Origin of the sequence: Hymenobacter terrenus (genome assembly GCF_000972495.1) — a bacterium.
Classification (GTDB): Bacteria; Bacteroidota; Bacteroidia; order Cytophagales; family Hymenobacteraceae; genus Hymenobacter; species Hymenobacter terrenus.
Window position 1 is genome coordinate 279,505 of record NZ_LATM01000001.1, and the last position, 20,067, is coordinate 299,571.

Annotated in this window: 16 protein-coding genes; 9 read left to right on the plus strand and 7 right to left on the minus strand. The window is 60.4% G+C overall.

The genetic code is table 11. From position 1 onward, the window contains the following. The first annotated feature begins 112 nt into the window (after window positions 1-112). The 4 genes from WX88_RS01245 to acs all read left to right on the plus strand — a co-directional run bounded on the left by WX88_RS01245 (window position 113) and on the right by acs (window position 5,094). Window positions 113-499, plus strand: coding sequence for a response regulator transcription factor (locus WX88_RS01245; RefSeq protein WP_046242486.1), 387 nt, complete (start codon window positions 113-115; stop codon window positions 497-499). Between the two features lie 5 nt (window positions 500-504). Beyond that, complete coding sequence (locus tag WX88_RS01250) at window positions 505-861, plus strand: four helix bundle protein (protein WP_046242487.1); 357 nt, start codon at window positions 505-507, stop codon at window positions 859-861. A gap of 26 nt (window positions 862-887) precedes the next feature. After that, on the plus strand, window positions 888-2,813 hold the full coding sequence (locus tag WX88_RS01255; protein WP_046242488.1) for an AMP-binding protein: 1,926 nt from the start codon (window positions 888-890) through the stop codon (window positions 2,811-2,813). 370 nt (window positions 2,814-3,183) lie between these two features. Next, window positions 3,184-5,094 (plus strand): acetate--CoA ligase, encoded by a 1,911-nt coding sequence (gene acs, locus WX88_RS01260; RefSeq protein ID WP_046242489.1) that lies wholly within the window; start codon window positions 3,184-3,186, stop codon window positions 5,092-5,094. A 101-nt stretch (window positions 5,095-5,195) separates the two neighbouring features. Here acs and WX88_RS01265 read toward each other — a convergent pair whose 3' ends face one another. From WX88_RS01265 to WX88_RS01275, 3 genes are all read right to left on the minus strand, one after another. Next, window positions 5,196-6,788 (minus strand): DUF1501 domain-containing protein, encoded by a 1,593-nt coding sequence (locus WX88_RS01265; RefSeq protein WP_046242490.1) that lies wholly within the window; start codon window positions 6,786-6,788, stop codon window positions 5,196-5,198. A 119-nt stretch (window positions 6,789-6,907) separates the two neighbouring features. Next, window positions 6,908-8,641 carry a DUF1800 domain-containing protein gene (locus WX88_RS01270; RefSeq protein ID WP_052732232.1) on the minus strand — a complete coding sequence of 578 codons (1,734 nt, stop codon included), beginning with the start codon at window positions 8,639-8,641 and terminating at the stop codon, window positions 6,908-6,910. A gap of 607 nt (window positions 8,642-9,248) precedes the next feature. Further along, complete coding sequence (locus WX88_RS01275) at window positions 9,249-10,733, minus strand: exonuclease domain-containing protein (protein WP_046242491.1); 1,485 nt, start codon at window positions 10,731-10,733, stop codon at window positions 9,249-9,251. Window positions 10,734-11,201: 468 nt separating this feature from the next. Here WX88_RS01275 and WX88_RS29805 point away from each other — a divergent pair, with 468 nt between their 5' ends. Together WX88_RS29805 and WX88_RS29335 are read left to right on the plus strand one after the other, a co-directional pair. Continuing rightward, window positions 11,202-11,885 (plus strand): hypothetical protein, encoded by a 684-nt coding sequence (locus WX88_RS29805; protein WP_156175887.1) that lies wholly within the window; start codon window positions 11,202-11,204, stop codon window positions 11,883-11,885. After that, the gene (locus WX88_RS29335; RefSeq protein WP_052732233.1) at window positions 11,882-12,571 is read left to right on the plus strand and encodes a hypothetical protein; all 690 of its coding nucleotides are present in this window, start codon (window positions 11,882-11,884) and stop codon (window positions 12,569-12,571) included. Before WX88_RS29805 ends, WX88_RS29335 begins: the two co-directional genes overlap by 4 nt. A 109-nt stretch (window positions 12,572-12,680) precedes the next feature. Here WX88_RS29335 and WX88_RS01290 read toward each other — a convergent pair whose 3' ends face one another. From WX88_RS01290 to WX88_RS01300, 4 genes are all read right to left on the minus strand, one after another. Continuing rightward, window positions 12,681-13,406 (minus strand): hypothetical protein, encoded by a 726-nt coding sequence (locus tag WX88_RS01290; protein ID WP_046242493.1) that lies wholly within the window; start codon window positions 13,404-13,406, stop codon window positions 12,681-12,683. A gap of 273 nt (window positions 13,407-13,679) precedes the next feature. Then, entirely contained in the window at window positions 13,680-13,808 is a 129-nt protein-coding gene (locus WX88_RS31715; RefSeq protein WP_262489796.1) for a hypothetical protein, read from the minus strand. Window positions 13,809-13,952: 144 nt separating this feature from the next. After that, on the minus strand, window positions 13,953-14,426 hold the full coding sequence (locus tag WX88_RS01295) for a PA2169 family four-helix-bundle protein (protein WP_046242494.1): 474 nt from the start codon (window positions 14,424-14,426) through the stop codon (window positions 13,953-13,955). A gap of 95 nt (window positions 14,427-14,521) precedes the next feature. Beyond that, window positions 14,522-15,715, minus strand: a complete 1,194-nt coding sequence (locus tag WX88_RS01300; RefSeq protein WP_082115776.1) for an AI-2E family transporter — start codon at window positions 15,713-15,715, stop codon at window positions 14,522-14,524. A 208-nt stretch (window positions 15,716-15,923) separates the two neighbouring features. Between WX88_RS01300 and WX88_RS01305 the strand changes: the two genes are divergently transcribed. From WX88_RS01305 to WX88_RS01315, 3 genes are all read left to right on the plus strand, one after another. After that, window positions 15,924-17,873: a DNA topoisomerase IV subunit B gene (locus WX88_RS01305; protein ID WP_046242495.1), complete on the plus strand. Its 1,950-nt coding sequence runs from the start codon at window positions 15,924-15,926 to the stop codon at window positions 17,871-17,873. Between the two features lie 196 nt (window positions 17,874-18,069). After that, on the plus strand, window positions 18,070-18,891 hold the full coding sequence (locus WX88_RS29810; RefSeq protein ID WP_156175888.1) for a hypothetical protein: 822 nt from the start codon (window positions 18,070-18,072) through the stop codon (window positions 18,889-18,891). 8 nt (window positions 18,892-18,899) lie between these two features. Further along, complete coding sequence (locus WX88_RS01315; protein ID WP_231590595.1) at window positions 18,900-19,445, plus strand: DUF6843 domain-containing protein; 546 nt, start codon at window positions 18,900-18,902, stop codon at window positions 19,443-19,445. Window positions 19,446-20,067 lie beyond the last annotated feature (622 nt).

The window sequence follows — 20,067 nt, forward strand, 5'->3', positions numbered from 1 at the left end:
CGAAGCGAGCGAGATGCTTCGCTACGCTCTGCATGACGTTCCTTATAATCGTTCTTCCCCTTTTTCCGGCTCTTCCGCCTCTCACTTCCGCCTCTTACCCTCTTCTCTCCCAATGCCTCACGTTTTAATTGTGGACGACGAGCCCAATATTGTTATGTCGCTGGAGTTTTTGATGCGCAAAAACGGCTATCAGGTCGGCATCGCCCGCAACGGCACCGAGGCCCTCGCCGCCATCGCCCAAACCCCCTACGACCTCGTCGTCCTCGACGTGATGATGCCCGACGTGGACGGCTACCAGGTGTGCCAGCAACTCCGTCAGCAGCCCAACCAGGCGGGAACCAAAGTCATTTTCCTCTCCGCCAAAAGCCGCGAGGCCGACATGCAGAAAGGCTACGAAGCGGGCGCCGACTTATACGTCCCTAAACCCTTCAGCACCCGCCAGCTCATGGAAAAAGTGCGGGAATTGTTAGAAAGTGATAAGTTAAGAGTTAAGAGTTAAGAGTTATGGAGGAAGGAGGTACGGCGCTCTACAAAAGCTTTTTGTTTGCGCAACGCATTGTCAAACTCTACAAGCACCTTTTAGCAAGTGGCCAGCCGTGGGCGTTGGCCGAACAGCTTTTGCGGAGCGGTACTTCCATTGGAGCCAATCTGGAGGAAGCCACTGGCGGCTTTTCCAGACGAGACTTTACCGCCAAATGCAGCATTGCCTATAAAGAAGCGCGGGAAACCCACTATTGGCTGCGCCTCCTCCGCGAAACCGATTGCCTGGAACCCCGACTAGCCAATTCTCTCCTAGCCGAAGCCGAAGAATTACGCCGCATGCTAAGCGCCATCGTCCGCTCCACCCGCGAAAACTCTTAACCCATAACTCTCAACTCTTAACTAAAATGAAACCCGCCTGCTCCTACGCCGCCACGCACGCCGCCAGCCTGGCCGACCCGGCCGCGTTCTGGCTTTCCCAGGCGGCCCACCTCCACTGGCACACGCCCCCCGCCGAGGCCCTTGCCCAGGATGCCAACGGCTTCTACCGCTGGTTTGGCGGCGGCCAGCTCAACACCTGCTACCTCTGCCTCGACCACCATGTGCAGCACGGCCGCGCCACCCAGCCCGCCCTGATTTACGACTCGCCCGTTACCCACACCCAGCGCACCTACCCCTACGCCGAGCTGCTCGACCTCACCGCCCGCTTCGCCGGCGGCCTGCGCGAAATCGGCGTGGGGCTGGGCGACCGGGTCATCATCTACATGCCCAACGTGCCCGAAGCCCTCATTGCCATGCTGGCCTGCGCCCGCCTCGGGGCCGTGCATTCGGTGGTGTTCGGCGGTTTCGCGCCGCATGAGTTGGCCGTGCGGATTGATGACGCCCAGCCCCGTGCCATCGTCTGCGCCTCGGGCGGCCTGGAGTTCGACCGCATCATTCTCTACAAGCCGCTCGTGGACGAAGCCCTCGCCAAAGCCCGCCACCAGCCCGCCCACGTCGTGGTATTCCAGCGCGATTTTGCGCCCGCCGACCTCCAGCCCGGCCGCGACCTCGACTACCAGACCCTCCTGCGGGCGGCCCCCGTGCCGGCCGTGCCCGTGCCCGCCACCCACCCGCTCTACATCCTCTACACCAGCGGCACCACCGGCCGGCCCAAGGGCGTGGTGCGCGAACACGGCGGCCACGCCGTAGCCCTGCGCTTCAGCATGGAAGCGATTTACGACGTCGCGCCCGGCGAAGTCATGTTCGCGGGCTCCGACATCGGCTGGGCCGTGGGCAGCAGCTACATCGTCTACGGCCCGCTGCTGCGCGGCTGCACCACCGTCTTGTTCGAGGGCAAACCCGTGCGCACGCCCGATGCCGGCACCTTCTGGCGTCTCATCGAGCAGCACCAAATCCGGGTGATGTTCACCGCGCCCACCGCCATCCGCGCCATCAAGAAGGAAGACCCCGAAGGCCTGCTGGCCCGGAAATACGACCTCAGCAGCCTGCGCCACCTCTTCCTGGCCGGCGAGCGCTGCGACCCCGCCACCTACGACTGGGCCCAGCAGCTCCTCGGCGTTCCCATCATCGACCACTGGTGGCAAACCGAGTCGGGCTGGCCCATGCTCGCCACCCCCATGGGTCTCGAAGGCCGGCCCGCCCCCCGCGCCGGCAGCGCCGGCCATCCCGTGCCCGGCTACGATGTCCAGATTCTCGACGAAGCCGGCCAGCCCGTGCCCGCTGGCACCACCGGCCTCGTAGCGGTGCGCCTGCCGCTGCCCCCCGGCTGCCTCCCCACGCTCTGGCACGACGACGCCCGCTTCCGGGAAGCCTACCTGGCCCCGTACCCCGGCTACTACCTCAGCGGCGACGGCGGCTACCGCGACCCCGAAGGCTACACCTACATCATGGGCCGCGTCGATGACGTCATCAACGTGGCCGGCCACCGCCTCAGCACCGGCGAAATTGAGGAAATCCTGGCCGGGCACCCCGCCGTGGCCGAATGCGCCGTCCTCGGCATCGCCGACGACCTGCGCGGCCAACTCCCGGTAGGGGTAGTGGTGCTGAAAGACGGCCAAACGATAGGAGAGGAGGCCCTGGAGCAGGAATTGGTGGCCGCCGTGCGCGCCCGCATCGGGGCCCTGGCCTGCTTTCGCCAAGCTTTGGTGGTGAAGCGTCTGCCCAAAACCCGCTCCGGCAAAATTCTCCGCAAAACCCTCCGCCAAATCGCCGACGGCGAACAGTTCACCCTGCCCTCCACCATCGACGACCCCGTAATTCTCGATGAAATCCGCGCCGGAATGCAGCGCCGCAGCATTGGGTCCGCCTTCCAACCCCCCGAACCCATCTAACCGTCATGCCGAACGCCGCAGCTAAGCAGCTCGCGCGCCACCACTAATCCAGTCGTGAAGACGACCCCCGGCGAGCTAATTCTCCTCCACAAAACGCCCAATGAGTAAACTCACTTTGCACAAGCAGTAAATGAACCCTCTCCCACCTCTCCGCCCACCCCGCCACCCGTTCTACTCCAGCCAGTAGGATATCTGCCGGAGTCAGTGCCGTGTCGGGCCTGGTAAGTAGGATATCTTTCATAGGAAGTAGGATATCTGCGGACTCCAGTAGGATATCTTTAAGCGCCAGTAGGATATCTGCCGGAGCCACCACCGTGTCGGCCCTTTCTACCCTTAATTTTCACCACCTCACACCTTACCATCTCACCCCATGCACCCTCGCATTCGCACCATCGAAGAATACCACACCGCTTACCAGCAATCAGTTGAGGACCCCGATGCTTTTTGGGCCGAAGTAGCCGAGCCCTTCACCTGGCAGCGCAAGTGGGACACCATACGCAGCGGCGAGTTTTCGCCGGCCGGCGAAAGCAGGTGGTTCGATGGCGCCCGCCTCAACATCACCGAGAACTGCCTCGACCGCCATCTCGCCCTGCGCGGCAACAAGCTGGCCCTCATCTTCGAGCCCAACGACCCCAAAACCCGCCACCTCCGCCTCACCTACCGCGAGCTGCACGAGCAAGTCTGCCAGTTCGCCAACGTCCTCCGCGCCAACGGCGTGAAAAAAGGCGACCGGGTAATTATCTACCTGCCCATGATTCCGCTGCTGGCCGTGGCGGTACTGGCCTGCGCCCGCATCGGGGCCGTGCACTCGGTGGTATTCGCCGGCTTCTCGGCCACCGCCATCGCCGACCGCGTCAACGATGCCGACGCCCACTTCGTCCTCACTGCCGACGGCCTCAACCGCGGCGCCAAGCAAATCCCGGTGAAAAGCGTGGTCGATGAGGCCCTGCAAAGCTGCCCCGGCGTGCACCGCGTCATCGTGGTCGAGCACCTCGGCTGGCCCGTCAGCATGGTCGAAGGCCGCGACGTGTGGTACCACGACCAGGTCAAAGACGTCCCACTTACCTGCCCGGCCGAAGAAATGGCGGCCGAAGACCCCCTCTTCATCCTCTACACCAGCGGCAGCACCGGCAAGCCTAAGGGCGTGGTACACAGCCAGGCCGGCTATATGCTCTGGGCCGATTACACGTTCCGCAACGTCTTCCAGGTCGAGGAAAATGACGTGTACTGGTGCACCGCCGACATTGGCTGGGTCACCGGCCACAGCTACCTGCTCTACGGCCCCTTGCTGGCCGGCGCCACCTCTTTGCAGTTCGAGGGTGTGCCCACCTTCCCCAGCCCCGGCCGCTTCTGGGAAGTCATCGACAAGCACCACGTCACCATTTTCTACACCGCGCCCACGGCCATCCGCAGCCTCATGGCCACGCCCCTTGACAACGTGCTGAGCTATTCCCTCAGCAGCCTGCGCGTGCTCGGCTCCGTCGGCGAGCCCATCAACGAAGAAGCCTGGCACTGGTACCACCAGCACGTGGGCAAGGGCCGCTGCCCCATCGTGGATACCTGGTGGCAAACCGAAACTGGCGGCATCATGATTTCGGCCCTGGCTGGCATCACGCCCAGTGTGCCTGCCCGCGCCGGCCTGCCGCTGCCCGGTGTCCAGCCTGTGCTCCTCAACCAAGATGGCACCGAAATCGAAGGCAACGACCAGGAAGGCTACCTCGCCATCAAATCCAGCTGGCCCGGCATCATCCGCACCACCTGGGGCGACCACGAGCGCGCCCGCCAAACCTATTTCCAGCCCTATCCCGGCTACTACTTCACCGGCGACGGCGCCCGGCGCGACGAAAACGGCCTCTACCGCATCATCGGCCGCGTCGACGACGTCATCAACGTCTCGGGCCACCGCTTCGGCACCGCCGAAATCGAAAACGCCATCAACCAGAGCGACTATGTGGTCGAAAGCGCCGTTGTCGGCTACCCGCACGACGTCAAAGGCCAGGGCATCTACGCCTACGTCATCTGCCAGCACGGCGTGCCCACCACCGACCTCGAAATTCAGCGGGCCGAAGCCAGCATCATCGAAGCCGTAGTCGCCGAAATCGGCCGCATCGCCAAACCCGACAAGATTCAACTGGTCTCCGGCCTGCCCAAAACCCGCTCCGGCAAAATCATGCGCCGCATCCTGCGCAAAGTCGCCGAGGGCGAAACCACCAACCTCGGCGACGTCACCACCCTGCTCGACCCCCTGGTGGTGGACGAGATTCTGGTGGGGCGGAAGTAGGGTTAGCTCGCGTTCTACCGTTACCAAAGAACCCCGTTGCCCCCGCTTACAGCGGAGCAACGGGGTTCTTTTATCCCAACTCTTAATGAATCGAATAACTCTTACTCAACCGCCAGCACCTTGCTGCTGCGCCGGTCGCCTTGCTGCACCAAGCAGTGGTAAAGGCCCTCGGCCAGCCCATTCAGGTCGACGGGGACTTGTTGCGCACCGCGAGCCAGCGAGCGGCCATCTACCACGCGGCGTACTTCGCGGCCCAGGCCGTCGAGCAGGCGCACGTACGCCACGCCGCCCTCACTGTCGAATGTGGCAGTGGCCCGGCCTTCGCGCGGGGCGGGGTTGGGATACACCGAGAAGTTCTCAACCGGCGGCGCGGCGCTTGCGGTGGTCGTAACCGTGGCCGGCCGCAGCACCGGCACGTAGGGAAACGCCCCAAGGCTCGACGGCAGCAGCGCATTGAGCGTGGCTTGCGGCACCTGGAACCAGTCTTTGAGCACGCTGGCGAAAATGGCCCGGAAATCAAACTGCATCGCCACTTGGTCGTTCACGCCCGCTGAGGCTGGCAGCTGGGGGTTGGTGCCGTGAATGATGGGGTTTACCCGCGTGCCAAACACGAAGAGCGGGGCCGCCGCGCCGTGGTCGGTGCCCATGCCCGAGTTGGCCTTGATGCGGCGCCCGAATTCGGAAAATGTCATACCCACCACCCGGTCCTGCACGTTCAGGCGGCGCAAATCGTCCTGAAATGCCTCAATGGCCACCGACACCTTGCCCAGCAGGTTGGCGTGGACACCAGTAGTGGTGCTGCCCGTAACCGGCACTTGTCTGGTGTGGGTATCGAAACCGCCCAGGTTGCAAACGTAGATGCGCGTTTGCAGACCCCCGGCCACCAGTTGGGCCACAATCTTAAGCTGGTCGGCCAAGGCGTTCTGGCCGGTTGCGGGGTACATCGGCGACAGGTTTTGGGCCGCCGTCGCGGCCCGTTGCACGGCCGTCACGTACACCTGCGTCTGCTGCACCACGCGCCGGATAAATGTAACCTCGTGGCCGGCCGGGGTGTTGGGCGCAGCATCAACGCTGCCCGTCAGCAATTGATAAAACGATGAAGTATTGGCAATGGCAATGCCCATGTTCAGGCTCGGGCCCTGCACGCAGTTGCTCACCACCGAGCCAATGCTGATGGCCAGCGGGTCGGGGTTTTGGGCATTGGGGTAGTTTGCGGGGAAGCCCGGATACTCGCCGTCGAGGTAGCGCCCGGCCCAACCCGTAAACAGCGTGTCGTTCGAATCGGAGCCCGTGGTCCAGATGTCGGTGGAGCGAAAGTGCGAGTAGTTGGTGTTGGGGTAGCCCACGTTTTGCACTATGCCTACCCTACCGTTGTCGTACATGTTTTTCAGGCCCGCCATGGCCGGGTGAATGCCGATGTTGGTCCGCAACGGCAGCACCTGGTTTTGGGGCAGGGCAATCTCCGGGCGGGCCGCCATAATGGCCGAGTACTGGTCGAGCGGAACGATGGTGTTGAGTCCGTCGTTGCCGCCATTGAGCTGAATGAGCACCAGCACCTTGTCGGTTTGGCTGAGGCCACCCGTGAGTTCAAATAGCTCGGGCGAAAACCCGTGGGCCCCAATGGGCAGGCCGCCGAGCAGCGTGGGCAGCACCGTAGCGGCGGCCGTCGTTTGAATGAAATGTCTACGCTTCATAAGGCTGAATGAGTAAATAACAAGTGGAGGAATGGTGGACGCACGGCAGGGAAGAAGCGCGGCCGGGCACTGCCCGAAAACCAGCGCTTTCTCCCTTCCCCGGGCCGTCCGTTACCCATTTAGCTAAGATGAAACTCGGCCATACCCATGATTTGACGCAGCAAGGCCCGCAGCTTGGTTTCCACGGCGGCCCGCTTGGTGGCATCGTTGGGCGTGGACCGGAAATCCTGCCACTCATCGGTCCATTCAAAATCGGGCAGCCCCGGCAGCAGCGCGTCGTTGAGGTAGGCGAGCTGGTTGGCCGTGAGCGGGGTGGGCAATAGCAGCTTCACAAACTCGGCAATCAGCAGGTTGCAATCCGACGCCGTGGTGGCTGGGAACCCTTGCACAAGCGCCACGACATCTATTTTGAGCACATGGTTGGTGCCGTCGATGTTGCGCGTGATGCCGTTTTGCCGGACCAGGTTATCGGTAAACTGGTTGCGCAGCGGCAAGGTCACCGCGTTAATCCAGATTTCGTTGTACTGCGGCGTCTGCCAATAGGCTGCCCAGCCCGCCACGTTCGGTGGGTCGCCGAGGCGCTGCTGCTGCCCGGTGGCCACGTCCGTCAGGTACTGCCACAAGCCGTAGCGCGCCACCACGTTGGTAGCGGCCGGAAACGAAACCTCCAGCTGCCGGACCACGCCCACCACAAAATCGAGCGGGCTCTTGATGAAGCAGCCGATGTTTAGTGTATCAAAAAAATGCTCGCTGCTGAGTAGGGTCCGTAGCACGGGCGCGATGTTGTAGCCGTTTTGCCGGAGCTGAGTGGCTAGCGGCTGAATGATGTTCCGTTCGGTCGTAGCGTCGATGACGTAATAGACAAACCAGCGGTAGAGTCGGCGCACCAGGGCAGTGGCCGTTTCGTCCTGGTCAAAAATCAGGTTAATCAGCGCACCGTACTCCTGGTCGCCCTGGTTGGCGATGGTGGCGTTGCCAAAGGCGCTGCTGAATTGCTTAGTGGTCGTGTCGTGCCGGGCGGCCGTGAAGTTGCTTCCCACGTCAGGCGTCGCGTTCGAGTCGCGCCAGCCGGTCATCACCTTGGCCGCTGCCTGCACGTCATCTTCGGTATAATACGTGTAGTTGCCGGGCCCAATGAGTGGGCCTTTCCCCACTGTAAACAGCTCCAATAGTTCGCGCCCGAAGTTCTCGTTCGGCGCGCCCACGCGGTTCTGGTTGCCGTTGAGGTAGCGCAGCATAGCCGGCGCCACCGTAATATCCTTAGCCAGCTGTTTAACGTTGCCCAGCGCCTGCCGCCGCAGCAGCGCTATGTAATCATAAGAAATCCGGGCATCTTCAACTTCCTCAATCTCCGTCACGAAGTGGCTACTCCAGAGCAGCGTCATCTTCTCTACCAGGGTGGTGCTTTGCAGCAGCAAATTCAGCCACCAGCTTCGTAGGCTGTTGCGCCGCAAATAGTCCTCCGGTCCATTGGCGGTCGTAAGCCAGGACTGGCCCACGGGTACGGTCGTGTCGCGGCTGAAGCCGTTGACGGGGGGCGCCGGAGCCGCGGGCACAGTCAGCAGCCGGTTGAGCACCTGGGTCAGGCTCTGGCCGGCGGCAGTGGTGATTTCGGCGCGCGTGGGCCCGAACGTGCTGCGCCGCAGCAGGTGGGCCGCCTGGGCATAGCCCCACGGGCCGGTGTAAGGGGTTAGCGTCGAGGTGACGCGAGCTAGGGTGGTGGGCAGCGCCTTATTGGCGAATGGGCTCACGGTTTCCGGCGGGTCGGAGTTAGCGCTAAAGCCAGTGGCCAGCGCTGGCCCAGAGGCTGCAATAGCGGTGGCTGGTTTACGGAGAAAAGTTCTGCGGTCCATAGGCAAGAAAAGAGGCAAGGGTTAGGGCACACTGTAAGCTCCTGCTAAGGAACAGGTTGCACCCCCACCATGCAAGTCCATAGACGCTATAAGATCATAATAATGCTATTTACAACGAAAATTCATCAACCAGTTTCAAATATTGGTTGTATAATACAATTTTTGACAAGAGAAAAAACGGTCACAAATTCACCAAAGTCTCGAAAATTCCCGACGTAGGAATATATGCAGCGCGTAGTAGCCTTAAAAAAACTGAACTATGCCGGCCTACGCGGCTATGCAGCTGATGCCTCGCACCCAGACAATCGAGTGAAGGTCCCAACATGGGAATATGCTAAGGTTGCTTCGAGCGCCTTCCGACCATCTGAGAAGTGGGTGCCGATATCGGCATCAGTGGGGGAGTGGCGGGACTGTTCCAACAGCCGCGCATCGATGCACGTGTGCGCGCAGCCGACTGGACCCATATATCGCGGTTGTGGGCCCGATAGGGGGTGAGGCGCCCGAAAGGCAGCGCGATAATTCTATCATTGTGAAACAGGACATGCATGCACTGTTGATGCAGTCCTCAAACACGGCGTATTGGCCCTTCTGCAATCATTTTCTGTGCTCAGCCAAATACCTTTACCCGCTCGCCCTTCCGCTTCTTTCGTAAGTACTGCCGGATAATCTGCTGGATGTCCTTGTTATCAGCATACGGCTGAATGATGTCGCGAAAATCGGCCAGCTTACGGGCCGAAAACGTTTCATCAACGTAGCCAAAGCCCTGGTAACGCCCGTTTTCCACCAGCACAATGGTTTTTTCCAGCTCCGTGCGACCGGGGCCGATGACCACAAAGGTTTCGTGGTCGTAGCGGATGCTGTCGATGGCCTCGTCCACGCGCAGGTTGTAGCTCTCGGGTGGCTCCAGGCCCACGCAGGCGCCCTGGCAGCGGTGCACTTGGTAGTCGAAGCAGGCGCCTTGGGTTTTGTAGAGCCCGCACATCTTCTGGCAGAGGTTGTACTTGGCCACTTTGTGGTACAGAAATCCCTGGGCCTTGAACTGATTACCGAGCGCGATGATGGGAATCTCGGCGTTGCGGGCATCGGCGCGGCCGTAGGCCAGGCGCTTGTAGCCCTGCTCATCGATGCGCAGATAGATGCCCGCCGGAAACACCGAGCGCCGCTGGGCCCGGTTGTAGGCGGGCTTCAATTGCTTAATCAGGTGCGACTCGTACAGCAGCGCCACCAGCTCCGAGCCGGTCAGCTCCCAGGTGATGTCGGCAATGGAATTTTTGAATTCCAGGCTCTTGCGCGACTTTACATCTACCGCGAAGTGTTGCTGAATGCGCTTGTAGATGTTGATGGACTTGCCCACGTAAATCACCTCGCCGGCCTCGTTGTGGAAGTAGTACACGCCCGTGGCCTGGGGCAGGCTGGCCACCAGCGCCGCTGATACCAGCGGCGGCATGAGCGCCTCCCGAATGGCCGACTGCACGGCCGCCACGCGCTTGGGCGAGGGTGCCTTGGTGCCATCGGGCCGGCGGCCGGCGGGGGCCAGGGCGTCTACGCGGGCGAGGGTGTGGCTGGTGTCGGTGCCGTGCGGCAGGTCGTCGCTGTCCTGAGTAATCTTTAGCAGCTTGCCGAAGAGCAGGGCCGTGGCGTGGGCATCGCCGGCGGCGCGGTGGCGGTCTTGCAGCGGAATGCCGATGTTCTGGCACAGCTTGCCGAGGCTGTAGCTGGGCTGGCCCGGAATGAGGCTGCGCGAAAGCCGCACCGTGCACAGGGTTTTGCGCGAGTAGTTGTAGCCGAGGTCGGCGAATTCCTTCTTCAGAAACGAGTAGTCGAACCGCACGTTGTGAGCCACGAACACGCAGCCCTCGGTCATTTCCACCACCTTGCGGGCTACTTCGTGGAACTTGGGCGCGTCGCTCACCATATCGTTGGTGATGCCCGTGAGCTGGGTGATGAACGGCGGAATGGCCCGACCCGGATTGAGCAGCGTGGCATACTCGTCCACGATTTTCTCGCCGTCGTGAATGTAGATGGCTATTTCGGTGATGCGGTCCTGGGTGGGCTGCCCGCCGGTGGTTTCAAGGTCAATAATGGCGTACAAATCGGGCGCGGCAAGGTGGTGGTTAGGGGCTTGGAGAAAAGCTAACAGGTTTAGCCTACCAGAAGGTTGCAGCCGGCACCCTATACAGACTACAAAGCATATTTTACAGTGAAGCAAGCGGACATAATATCAGCAAAGCCAAGTTCCTCACGCAGGCCGCGGTGGGCTTAAGCATCGGGCACTTCGGTGGCAGCGTGGAACACCGTCTGGCCGCCAATCAGTACCGGGCGTGGCGCACGGTGGCCCTAGCGACGCTGATGCGCACGCCGCGCTGGGGGCAACCGGCCGTGGGGGCCGGCCTGCGCTTTGGACAAGCCTATGGCACACCCTTGCTATTAGGGGTTATGGAAGAAATGAGGGGCTCTTTGGCGATGGGGTCGATGAGTGGTGGACTAACCCGAATAATCATTCAGAGCCCCCAGCCTCCCACCCGGACTCACCCTTGTTTCTGGACAATGTGCCCAAGCCATGAGTGCTACTCCGTGGACTTGGGCTGACATCGGCGGAGCTGAAATAGTGTTTGGCTTATTGTCTCTCGCTGTCTTCGTTCTTGGCATTGGGTTTCTTATCGAATACCGCCGCTTGGCCTTAACTGATAGTACATTGTCAGGCATGGAATTGCTAGGCACAGTTGGCGCACTCCCATTAGCATTCGCGCTTGGATGGGTAGCGTATGGTGGAGCAAACAAGCACCGGCTGCTACGCGGAGAATGTCGCTACACGGTGGCGCGGGTGTACGAGAACTGGCGTTTCAAGGGGGACCAAGAATCGCGCTTCGAGTTCTGGGTGGACGGCGAACGGTACCGCTTCGATGAGCGCATGAGCTGGCGTGGGGGGTGGCGGCCGTTGCACTCGCGCTGGTACGTGCGCTACGCCGTACCCGACCCCGACGTCTACGAGTACCTGGATAAGCCCGTGCCCGATTCGGTGCGGGTCGTCCCGGCAACGGGCTGGGCCCGTCTGCCCGCCCCGCCGGCTCCCGCGCCCGCCCCGCCGCAGCCCACCCCCGTCCCGGCCCCGCCCGCGCCGGCTCCGCTCACGGGCCCGGCAGCCTCGCCCGTGTTCCAGGCGGCCCCGGCCGACAGCCTGCGCCATGAGGCGGGCAACCCTTTCGCGGCTCCGGCCCCGCTACTCCCCAAGCACCATCTATGAAACCTAATCCATGGCGTTGGGATGACATTGGTGTAGTAGAAATTGTGCTCATCTTGGCGGCGCTCTTTTTCCTGGCCTCCGCCATCCTGGTTCAGGTTGACTTCCGCCGAGCTTCACCCGAAACCTTAAAGCCCGAACAAAGCCCAATGGATGGCCTTGGCGCTCTCTTTTGCGCCCTGGTGCTTGCGTGCGGTGCCTACGTAAACGCTTACTGGAACCGTCGGCTCCGGGGAGAGTGCCGCTACACCGTGGGATGGGTATACAAACACTCCCGCTCCAAGACCGGGCGGGCGGCGCACTACAAATTCTGGGTGCGAGGGGTCCAGTTTAGCAGCTTTGAAAAAGTACAGTGGCAGTATGGCGGGCGGCCCCTTGGCTCACGCTGGTACGTGCGCTATGCCGTTGCTGATCCCGAGGTGTGTATTCATACGCGCATACAGGTGCCCGATTCGGTGCGTGTCGTCCCGCCTACGGGCTGGGCCACGCTGCCCGAGCCACCGCCACCGACCCCGCCCGCGCTGCCCCCAGCGCCGCGCATACCGGCAGCGGCCCCCGAGCCCTTAACCGGCCCGGCGGCCTCGCCCGTGTTTCGGCCGGGGGTGCCCCGGCCCGACAGCCTCCCACATCCGCGCTTCGGTCCGCTGGGGCCCTTACCGCTGCCCGGCGCTGCGTCGCTCGGTCCCTAATGGGGGCGTCTGGTAGCGCCTGCTATGGGCCCGTTGCTCGGCCCCTCCCTCACAGAAAAGGCTGCCAACGCACTGTTGGCAGCCTTTTCTGTGAGGGAGGGGCGGCTACCTACGCTGCCGTGGGCGGCACCGGGGTGGCCGGGCCGGTATACTCTTTCAGGATGGCTTCGGGGAAAAAGTCGCGGACCCGCTCGGGGGTGAGGTGGAAGTGGGTGAGCAGAGTGAGCAGGTTGAGAAAGAGCGTATCGGCGAGCACGGTGCGGGCTTCCTGGCGCTGGTCTTTGGTTTGCTGCTCGCTGCCCATGGTGGCGAGCTGGTTTTTGCGGGAGTCTTCTACCTGCTGCCAGCGCTGCTGCGCCTGAATGAGCAGGGCGGGGCCTACCTGGACCTGCTGCGCGGCGGCCGCCCGCAGAAACACCGCCGCCTCGGTGTCGAGGGCAGCCTTGTTGGCTTTGGTGATGGCCATCACTCCCCTCGGAAAAAACTGCTTGTACGCATCCGTGTCTTCGCCCTGCACCTGGGTATCGAGGTTGGTAAACAAGGCGGCCAGCACCTTGGCCTGCTGGCTCACGAAGCGCTGAAACCGGGCAATGGCCTCGTCGTTGGTGAGGGTTTTGCTCTGACGGTCGGCATCCTGGGCCGCGCCGGTTTGCACGTGCTCCCGGTAGCTGGCCACGGCCGCCCTGGTGGCGGCGGCCCGGTCGGTAAAGGGGGCAACAGGCAGCTCCGACAAGCGCGCTTGCAGTCGCTCCAGGTGCACATCGGCATATTTCAGGGTGCGCTTTTGCCCCAGCACGAGGTTGCGGAAGGGATTGGATAGAAAATTTTCAATCATACATGGGGAGGGGAAAAAGTGAGAAAAAGACCGAGGTACCCGTCCTGACCGGGCCGGGATGGCTCCTCGCTATACAAGGTAAGCATTGCCAGCACAGTACAATGCACACTCGGCGGGACGAGTAGCCGTCCCACCCACCGGGGGATGGGCACTCGTCCCGCCAAGTAGCCATCCCCCGGTGGGTAGGATGGGCACTCGCCTCGACCACATCAGACCGCACGTAAAAAAGGGCTACCCGATGGGGTAGCCCTTGGCTGGTACTCGGGAGCCATGCTACTGCTTTCCCGTCAGCTGGGTGCCGCGGCTGCCCTGCGCCTGGCCCAAAGCCGGACTGCTGGCCGCTGTCAATGTGATTTCAGAATTCTCGGTGCTGTCGGCAGCAGAGGGGTAGGTTGCAGCCATGGAGTAGAAATCCAACCTGTCTCAGGGCCACAAAAGCCGCCTGCCTGCATCCGGGCCCAAAAAAGCCCCGTCGCCTGCAACTCGTGCGGCCGACGGGGCTCTTCTCTCATCAATTAGCAGCTTGGGAGAGCCGCCTCGCACGAGCTATTGAACCGAGCTTTTCTGCTGGGTTATCCAGTTTTTGGCTTGCAGTACCTGGCTGTGCTGCTGTTGCAGAACCGACTTCGCTTCGACGGGCAGGTCGTTGGCTTGCAAGGCGGTTTCGTAGGCCTTCAGCGCCACGGAATCACCGTTTTCGCACTCGCTGAGTACGGCCGAGTCGCTTTGGCCCGTGATGGCCGATTTGATGTTAATCCAGCCGTGGTGAACCGCGGCGGCGGCATCGGTCAGCAAGCCCTCAATGGTGTTGCTCTCGGTCACGTTCAGTCCGTACTGGCTGGCGTGCTGGGTCAGCTCCGAGGCGAACTGAGCTCGCTGCTGCGAGAGGCGGCTCAGCTCCGACTTCAACTGGGGGTTGCTCACGCCTTCGGCCGCTTCCTGGTAGCCTTTGGCGCCGGTTTTGTTGATTTCGACCAGGTCGTTGTAAGCACGGGCAGTATTCTCATTTGGCGTAGCCATAACGTAGGAAAGATTAGTTGAAAGAAAGGTTTGGCTAATCTATACTGTAATGCCGACCAAGTGGTTGCGTCAAGAAATGCTATTGTCGCATTCTTTTACATCCGTTTTATCATGTGCCAGAGCTTGCCCAGAAACCCCGCTTTGTCGTCCGATTTGTCCTTCTTGGTGTCCTCGCCATCGGTCACGTCGCCCAGCAGAAAGCCCCAGGGCTCCGTGGTTTTGTTGGCGTCAAACACCACTTTGAGCACGGCCGTAAGCGGAATGCTCAGAATCATGCCCGGCGTGCCCCACAGCTCGCCCCCCAAAATAAGCGCCACGATGGCCGCCATGGGGTTGATGCTCACCTTCGAGCCCGTAATCATGGGCGTGATGAAGTTGCCCTCCAGAAACTGGACGAACACAAACACGCCCACAACGCCCGCCGCCCGGGCCGGCGAGCCGGTCTCCACCAGCGTAATCAGGGCCGGAATGGTGGCCCCAATCAGGATGCCGATGTAGGGAATGACGGCCAGCACCGAGGCGAAAATGGCGAAGAAGATGGCAAACTTTACGTTCAGCAGCAGCAACCCAATGGCGTTGAGGACCGACACGATGACGATGACCGTGAGCAGCCCCGTGATGTAAGCCTGCACCACCGTCTGAATATTATCCATGGTGTGCAGCACGCCCGTGCGCTTGTCGGGCGCCACAAACCGGAACATGAACTGCCGCATGTGGTCGCGGTAATACAGGAAGCAGAAAATATAAATCGGAATCAGCGTCAGCACGCTCAGCACGCCGGCCGTGGTGCTGAGCGTGCTGCCCAGAAAGCCGCCCGCCGATTTCTTGGCCGAGTTCAGCGACGAGTCAATCAGCTCATCCTTGCTCATCACGCGCATCCCAAACCGGTCGTGCAGCAACTGCTGGCCTTGGTCGAAAAACGCCACCAGCTTTTGCTGAATCAGCGGCAACTCGGCTTTCAAATCCATTATCTGGGTGCCAAAAACAATGAACAGCCCCGTGATGCTACCCACCAGCAGGAAGATGGCGGCGATAATAGCCAGCAACCGCGGCCAACCCCATCCTTCGAGCTTGGTAACCACCGGCAGAAGCAGCGTGGCAAGCAGCGCCGCAAAAAACAGCGGCAGCAAAATGCCATCGAGCCGGTTTAGCACAAACACCAGCAGCGACAGCCCGATAAGTAGAAAAGTATAGTGAATCACGGGCGACAGCCTGGCCTCGGGGGCCGCGCCCGTAGGCTGCGTGACGTGGCCAAGCGGCGAGCCGCGTTTGATTAGAGGAGGGAGCATAGGAGCGGAGCAAAGGGGGCCAGATGGAAGCCTTGTGCAAATGAAGTGATGCGGAAGCGGGAAACGAAATTGGGTGAACCCGAAGCCGGCTAATGATGTTGGTGGCTAAATAAATTAGCGGTGGTGTACTAAACAAGCTGGCAATATTTCTTGCCCTGCCGCTGATTTTTGCGTTATTTTACCCGAAAACTGGACAACAGTTGCCCCAATGAACGACGAACTACTAACCGACGCCCCGGTTGCGGCCACCAAAGCCCCCGACCATGGCTACACCGAAGACAGCATCCGCTCGCTGGACTGGCGCGAGCACATCCGCCTGCGGCCGGGCATGTACATCGGCAAGCTCGGCGACGGTTCTGCTTACGACGATGGCATCTACGTATTAGTGAAGGAAGTGGTCGATAACTGCATCGACGAGCACGTGATGGGCCACGGCCGCACCATCGACATCAAAATTTCGGATTCGCGGGTGCAGGTGCGCGACTACGGCCGCGGCATTCCGCTGGGCAAGGTGGTGGATGTGGTGAGCAAAATCAACACCGGCGGCAAGTATGATTCCAAGGTGTTCCAAAAGTCCGTCGGCCTAAACGGCGTGGGTACCAAGGCCGTGAACGCCCTCAGCGGCTATTTCCTGGTGCAGAGCGTGCGCGAAGGCGTGATGAAGTCGGCCGAGTTTGCCCAGGGCCGCCTCGTGAGCGACCCCAAGCCCCAAAAAACCAGCCAGCGCAACGGCACGCTGGTCACGTTCCAGCCCGACGACACGATTTTCAAGAACTACCGCTTCATCCCGGAGTACCTCGAAAATCAAATCTGGAACTACGTTTACCTCAACGCGGGCCTCACCATCAACTTCAACGGCCAGAAGTACTACTCCGAAAACGGCCTGCTCGACCTGCTGGCCCGCAAGGCCGACGTGGAGAGCCTGCGCTACCCGATTATCCACCTGAAAGGGCCCGATATCGAACTGGCCATGACCCACGGCAACGACTACGGCGAGGAGTATTATTCCTTCGTGAACGGGCAGTACACCACCCAGGGCGGCACGCACTTGGCTGCTTTCCGCGAGGCGGTGGTCAAGGCGGTGCGCGAATTTTATAAGAAGGACTACGATGCGGCCGACATTCGGGCCAGCATCATCGCGGCCATCTCGGTGCGGGTGCAGGAGCCCGTGTTCGAGAGCCAGACCAAGACCAAGCTGGGCAGCGTGAACATGGGCGAAGACGGCCCTACGGTGCGCGGTTTCATCCTGGATTTCGTGAAGGAGCACCTGGATAACTACCTGCACAAAAACCCGGCGGTTAAAGACGCGCTGGAAAACCGCATCAAGCAGAGCGAGCGGGAGCGCAAGGACATGGCGGGCGTGAAGAAGCTGGCCAACCAGCGCGCCAAAAAAGCCAACCTACACAACCGCAAGCTGCGCGACTGCCGCTTCCACCTGGGCGAAAACGCCAAGGACGGCGCCGAAAAGGAACTGCTCACCACGCTCTTCATCACCGAGGGCGACTCGGCCTCGGGCAGCATCACCAAGAGCCGCAACGTGGAGCTGGAAGCCGTGTTCAGCCTGCGCGGCAAGCCGCTGAACTGCTTCGGGCTGAAAAAGAAAATCGTGTACGAAAACGAGGAGCTGAACCTCCTCCAGCACGCCCTCAATATCGAGGAAGGCATTGAGCACCTGCGCTACAACCGCGTGGTAGTGGCCACCGATGCCGACGTTGATGGCATGCACATTCGCCTGCTGCTGCTCACGTTCTTCCTCCAGTTCTTCCCCGACCTAGTACGCAACGGCCACGTCTTCATCCTCGAAACGCCGCTGTTCCGTGTCCGCAATAAGAAGGAAACCATCTACTGCTATACCGAGCAGGAGAAGCAGGCCGCCATGCGCAAGCTGGGCAAGAGCCCCGAAATCACGCGCTTCAAAGGCCTGGGCGAGATTTCGCCCGAGGAGTTCGGCAAATTCATCGGCGAAAACATCAAGCTGGAGCCGGTGATTCTGCAATCCGACCGCAGCATTCAGCAAGTGCTGGCCTACTACATGGGCAAAAACACGCCCGCCCGTCAGGAATTCATCATCGAGAATCTCCGCCTGGAAAAGGACCTGGTAACGTCCGACGTGTTGCCCGTCGCCGAAGTGGTGGAGGCTGAAGCCGAGGCTGCATAGCGGTAAACCGCCCGCGAGAAGACCATTGTTCAAAAACCAAAAGAGCCCACGGTATTACCGTGGGCTCTTTTGGTTTTTGTATGTAGCTGGTAAGGGCTCTGATGAGGCTGAAGAATAGGAGTATGGGATGAAGTGCGGTAGTTCGCTCACATCTTGATGTAGATTAGCGCGGAATACACCTCCTTTCTCAGAATCTATGCCTATTAAACTTAGAAATGGTCTGCCTCCCAAGCGTGTAGGCAAGAGTTGGGACCAGTTGCTCGCTCCTCAGCGGCAGCCTTTAGTGCGTCTTAAGTCCTCTTACAGGATTATAATTCGCTCATTTATTGCGGCGCCATCCGTAGGCTTTGGCCCGTCTAAATTTTTTGGTGATGCCCGTAGGCCTACCGCGGAGGTGAACGATAACGTCCATTTTCGGGCTATTCAAGAGTTTGATGTTTTCATCAACAGGGGCAGCAGTTATCTGCGAGTTTATGAGCAGCCCAGTAGCGCAACCATCGGGGTAGTGCCATTATCCAGTTCTATGGGAGTTACCCCTCTGATACTCCATGACCACGCAAGAACCCGTCATTATCCAACAGTCGTTCGGAGAGTACGTTCCAGTGCTGGACGTGTGACAAACTCATTTAAAACATCGTATTGGGCGAAAGACCCCGTCACTCCTCAACTTTTCACGCCAGCGCTGGACGTGCACGCTGATTTTTCTTTGACTGCTTACGAAGATTCAGGGCTGATGCGAGTAAGAGTTAAGGTTACAGGTGATTTATTTCCGAGTGTTGAAGTTATAATGGTTAACCCGACTCATGGTGGGGAAAACATATTATTAGGAGCCCATATGGAGCAAGGCGGGGTAACAGATTTATTCTTCGATAATTGTCATCCGCTCATGGACGTTGACCTGGATATCATGCTGGATAAAAATGGCGGTTTCAGGGAGGTTCGCAAAGGCCTGCGAACTCATTTTATCCGTTCCTGGAACCAGGAGGTTATCCGACACGCCAGCCAAGTGAAGCGATGAGAACCGCGGTGAAAATTCTGCTGTGGCTGGTGGGCGGGCTAGCCCTGTTGTTGGCTTACTGGTACTGGTATCTGTTGGGTCTGGGCAACGCCCAGGAGGTGTATCTGGTGCCGCAGGGCTTTCGGGGAGTGGTCTACATCCTATTCGAGCAGCCAAACGGCGTGCCCCCGGAACGCGAGGGCTGGAAGCGCATCTACCGCATCCCCCGGTCGGGTGTTTTGCGAACCCAGTTTTCCTTCCAGGAAGGCCCCGGTCCGTTGCCGGAGTTCTTCTGGGATTCGGCCGGGCAGCGGAGGCCGCTGCGCTACCAGATACTCAACCACCGCCGCCCACCGCGGGGCGTGTATGTCTCGACCATTGAAACGGGCAGCGGCGGCTGCTATTTTGATGCTCAGGACCGGCCCCAGGAACCAGTCGACTACGAATCCTTTATTGTCGCCGATTCGCAAAATGTCAAGAAATTTTATACGGAGTTAAGGGAGCATGAATACACCCCCTCAGAGTTGATTTGCGACATCACGCTAACTGATGAAGACTCCGTTAAGCGCTTTTAACTGACTTGCGCTATTCCAGGCAAACACCCCTAAAAGTTCTGCTCTCAACCAGCTAGCAGGGCTTCCAGTGTTTCGACCTCCACTTCGGGCATGTGGAGTCGTACCAGCCGTAAGGCCCGCTCGGTGGGGAGGGATACGGGCGTAGCTTTCGTACTCAAGGGGCAGGCGGTCCAGTCAGCGGCCATCGGCTACGGGGGCCGGCGTGACTCCTGCCTAGGTGCGGCGTCCGGGCGCGCCAGGCATGAGTGCTGTCGGAAAAATCTTTTCGGCCAGCCTCCACAGCTGCCACCAGTGCCCGGCTCACCCCCATAAAGCGGGCCAACTCTGCGTACGTAAGGGCAAAATGGGCCTGCACGGTAACGGCTAAGCTGGGCGCAGGATACGATAGGCGAGGCATGAAGCAAGTAGTGGATAAGGCCTCATGTGGTACTACAAATGAAAAATAAATCATTTGTTACCTAGCGGGTAGCAAGTAAATCAAAAGAATAATAAAATGCCACGCAGTTGGTGGCATTCAATATAAGAAAATAATCTAATGCCATCCTTCGCCGACTGTGGCCGCTGCACTCACGGCTGGGAGCGGTTGCCTGACTATTTTACAAATTACAGTATGGGGCACTCC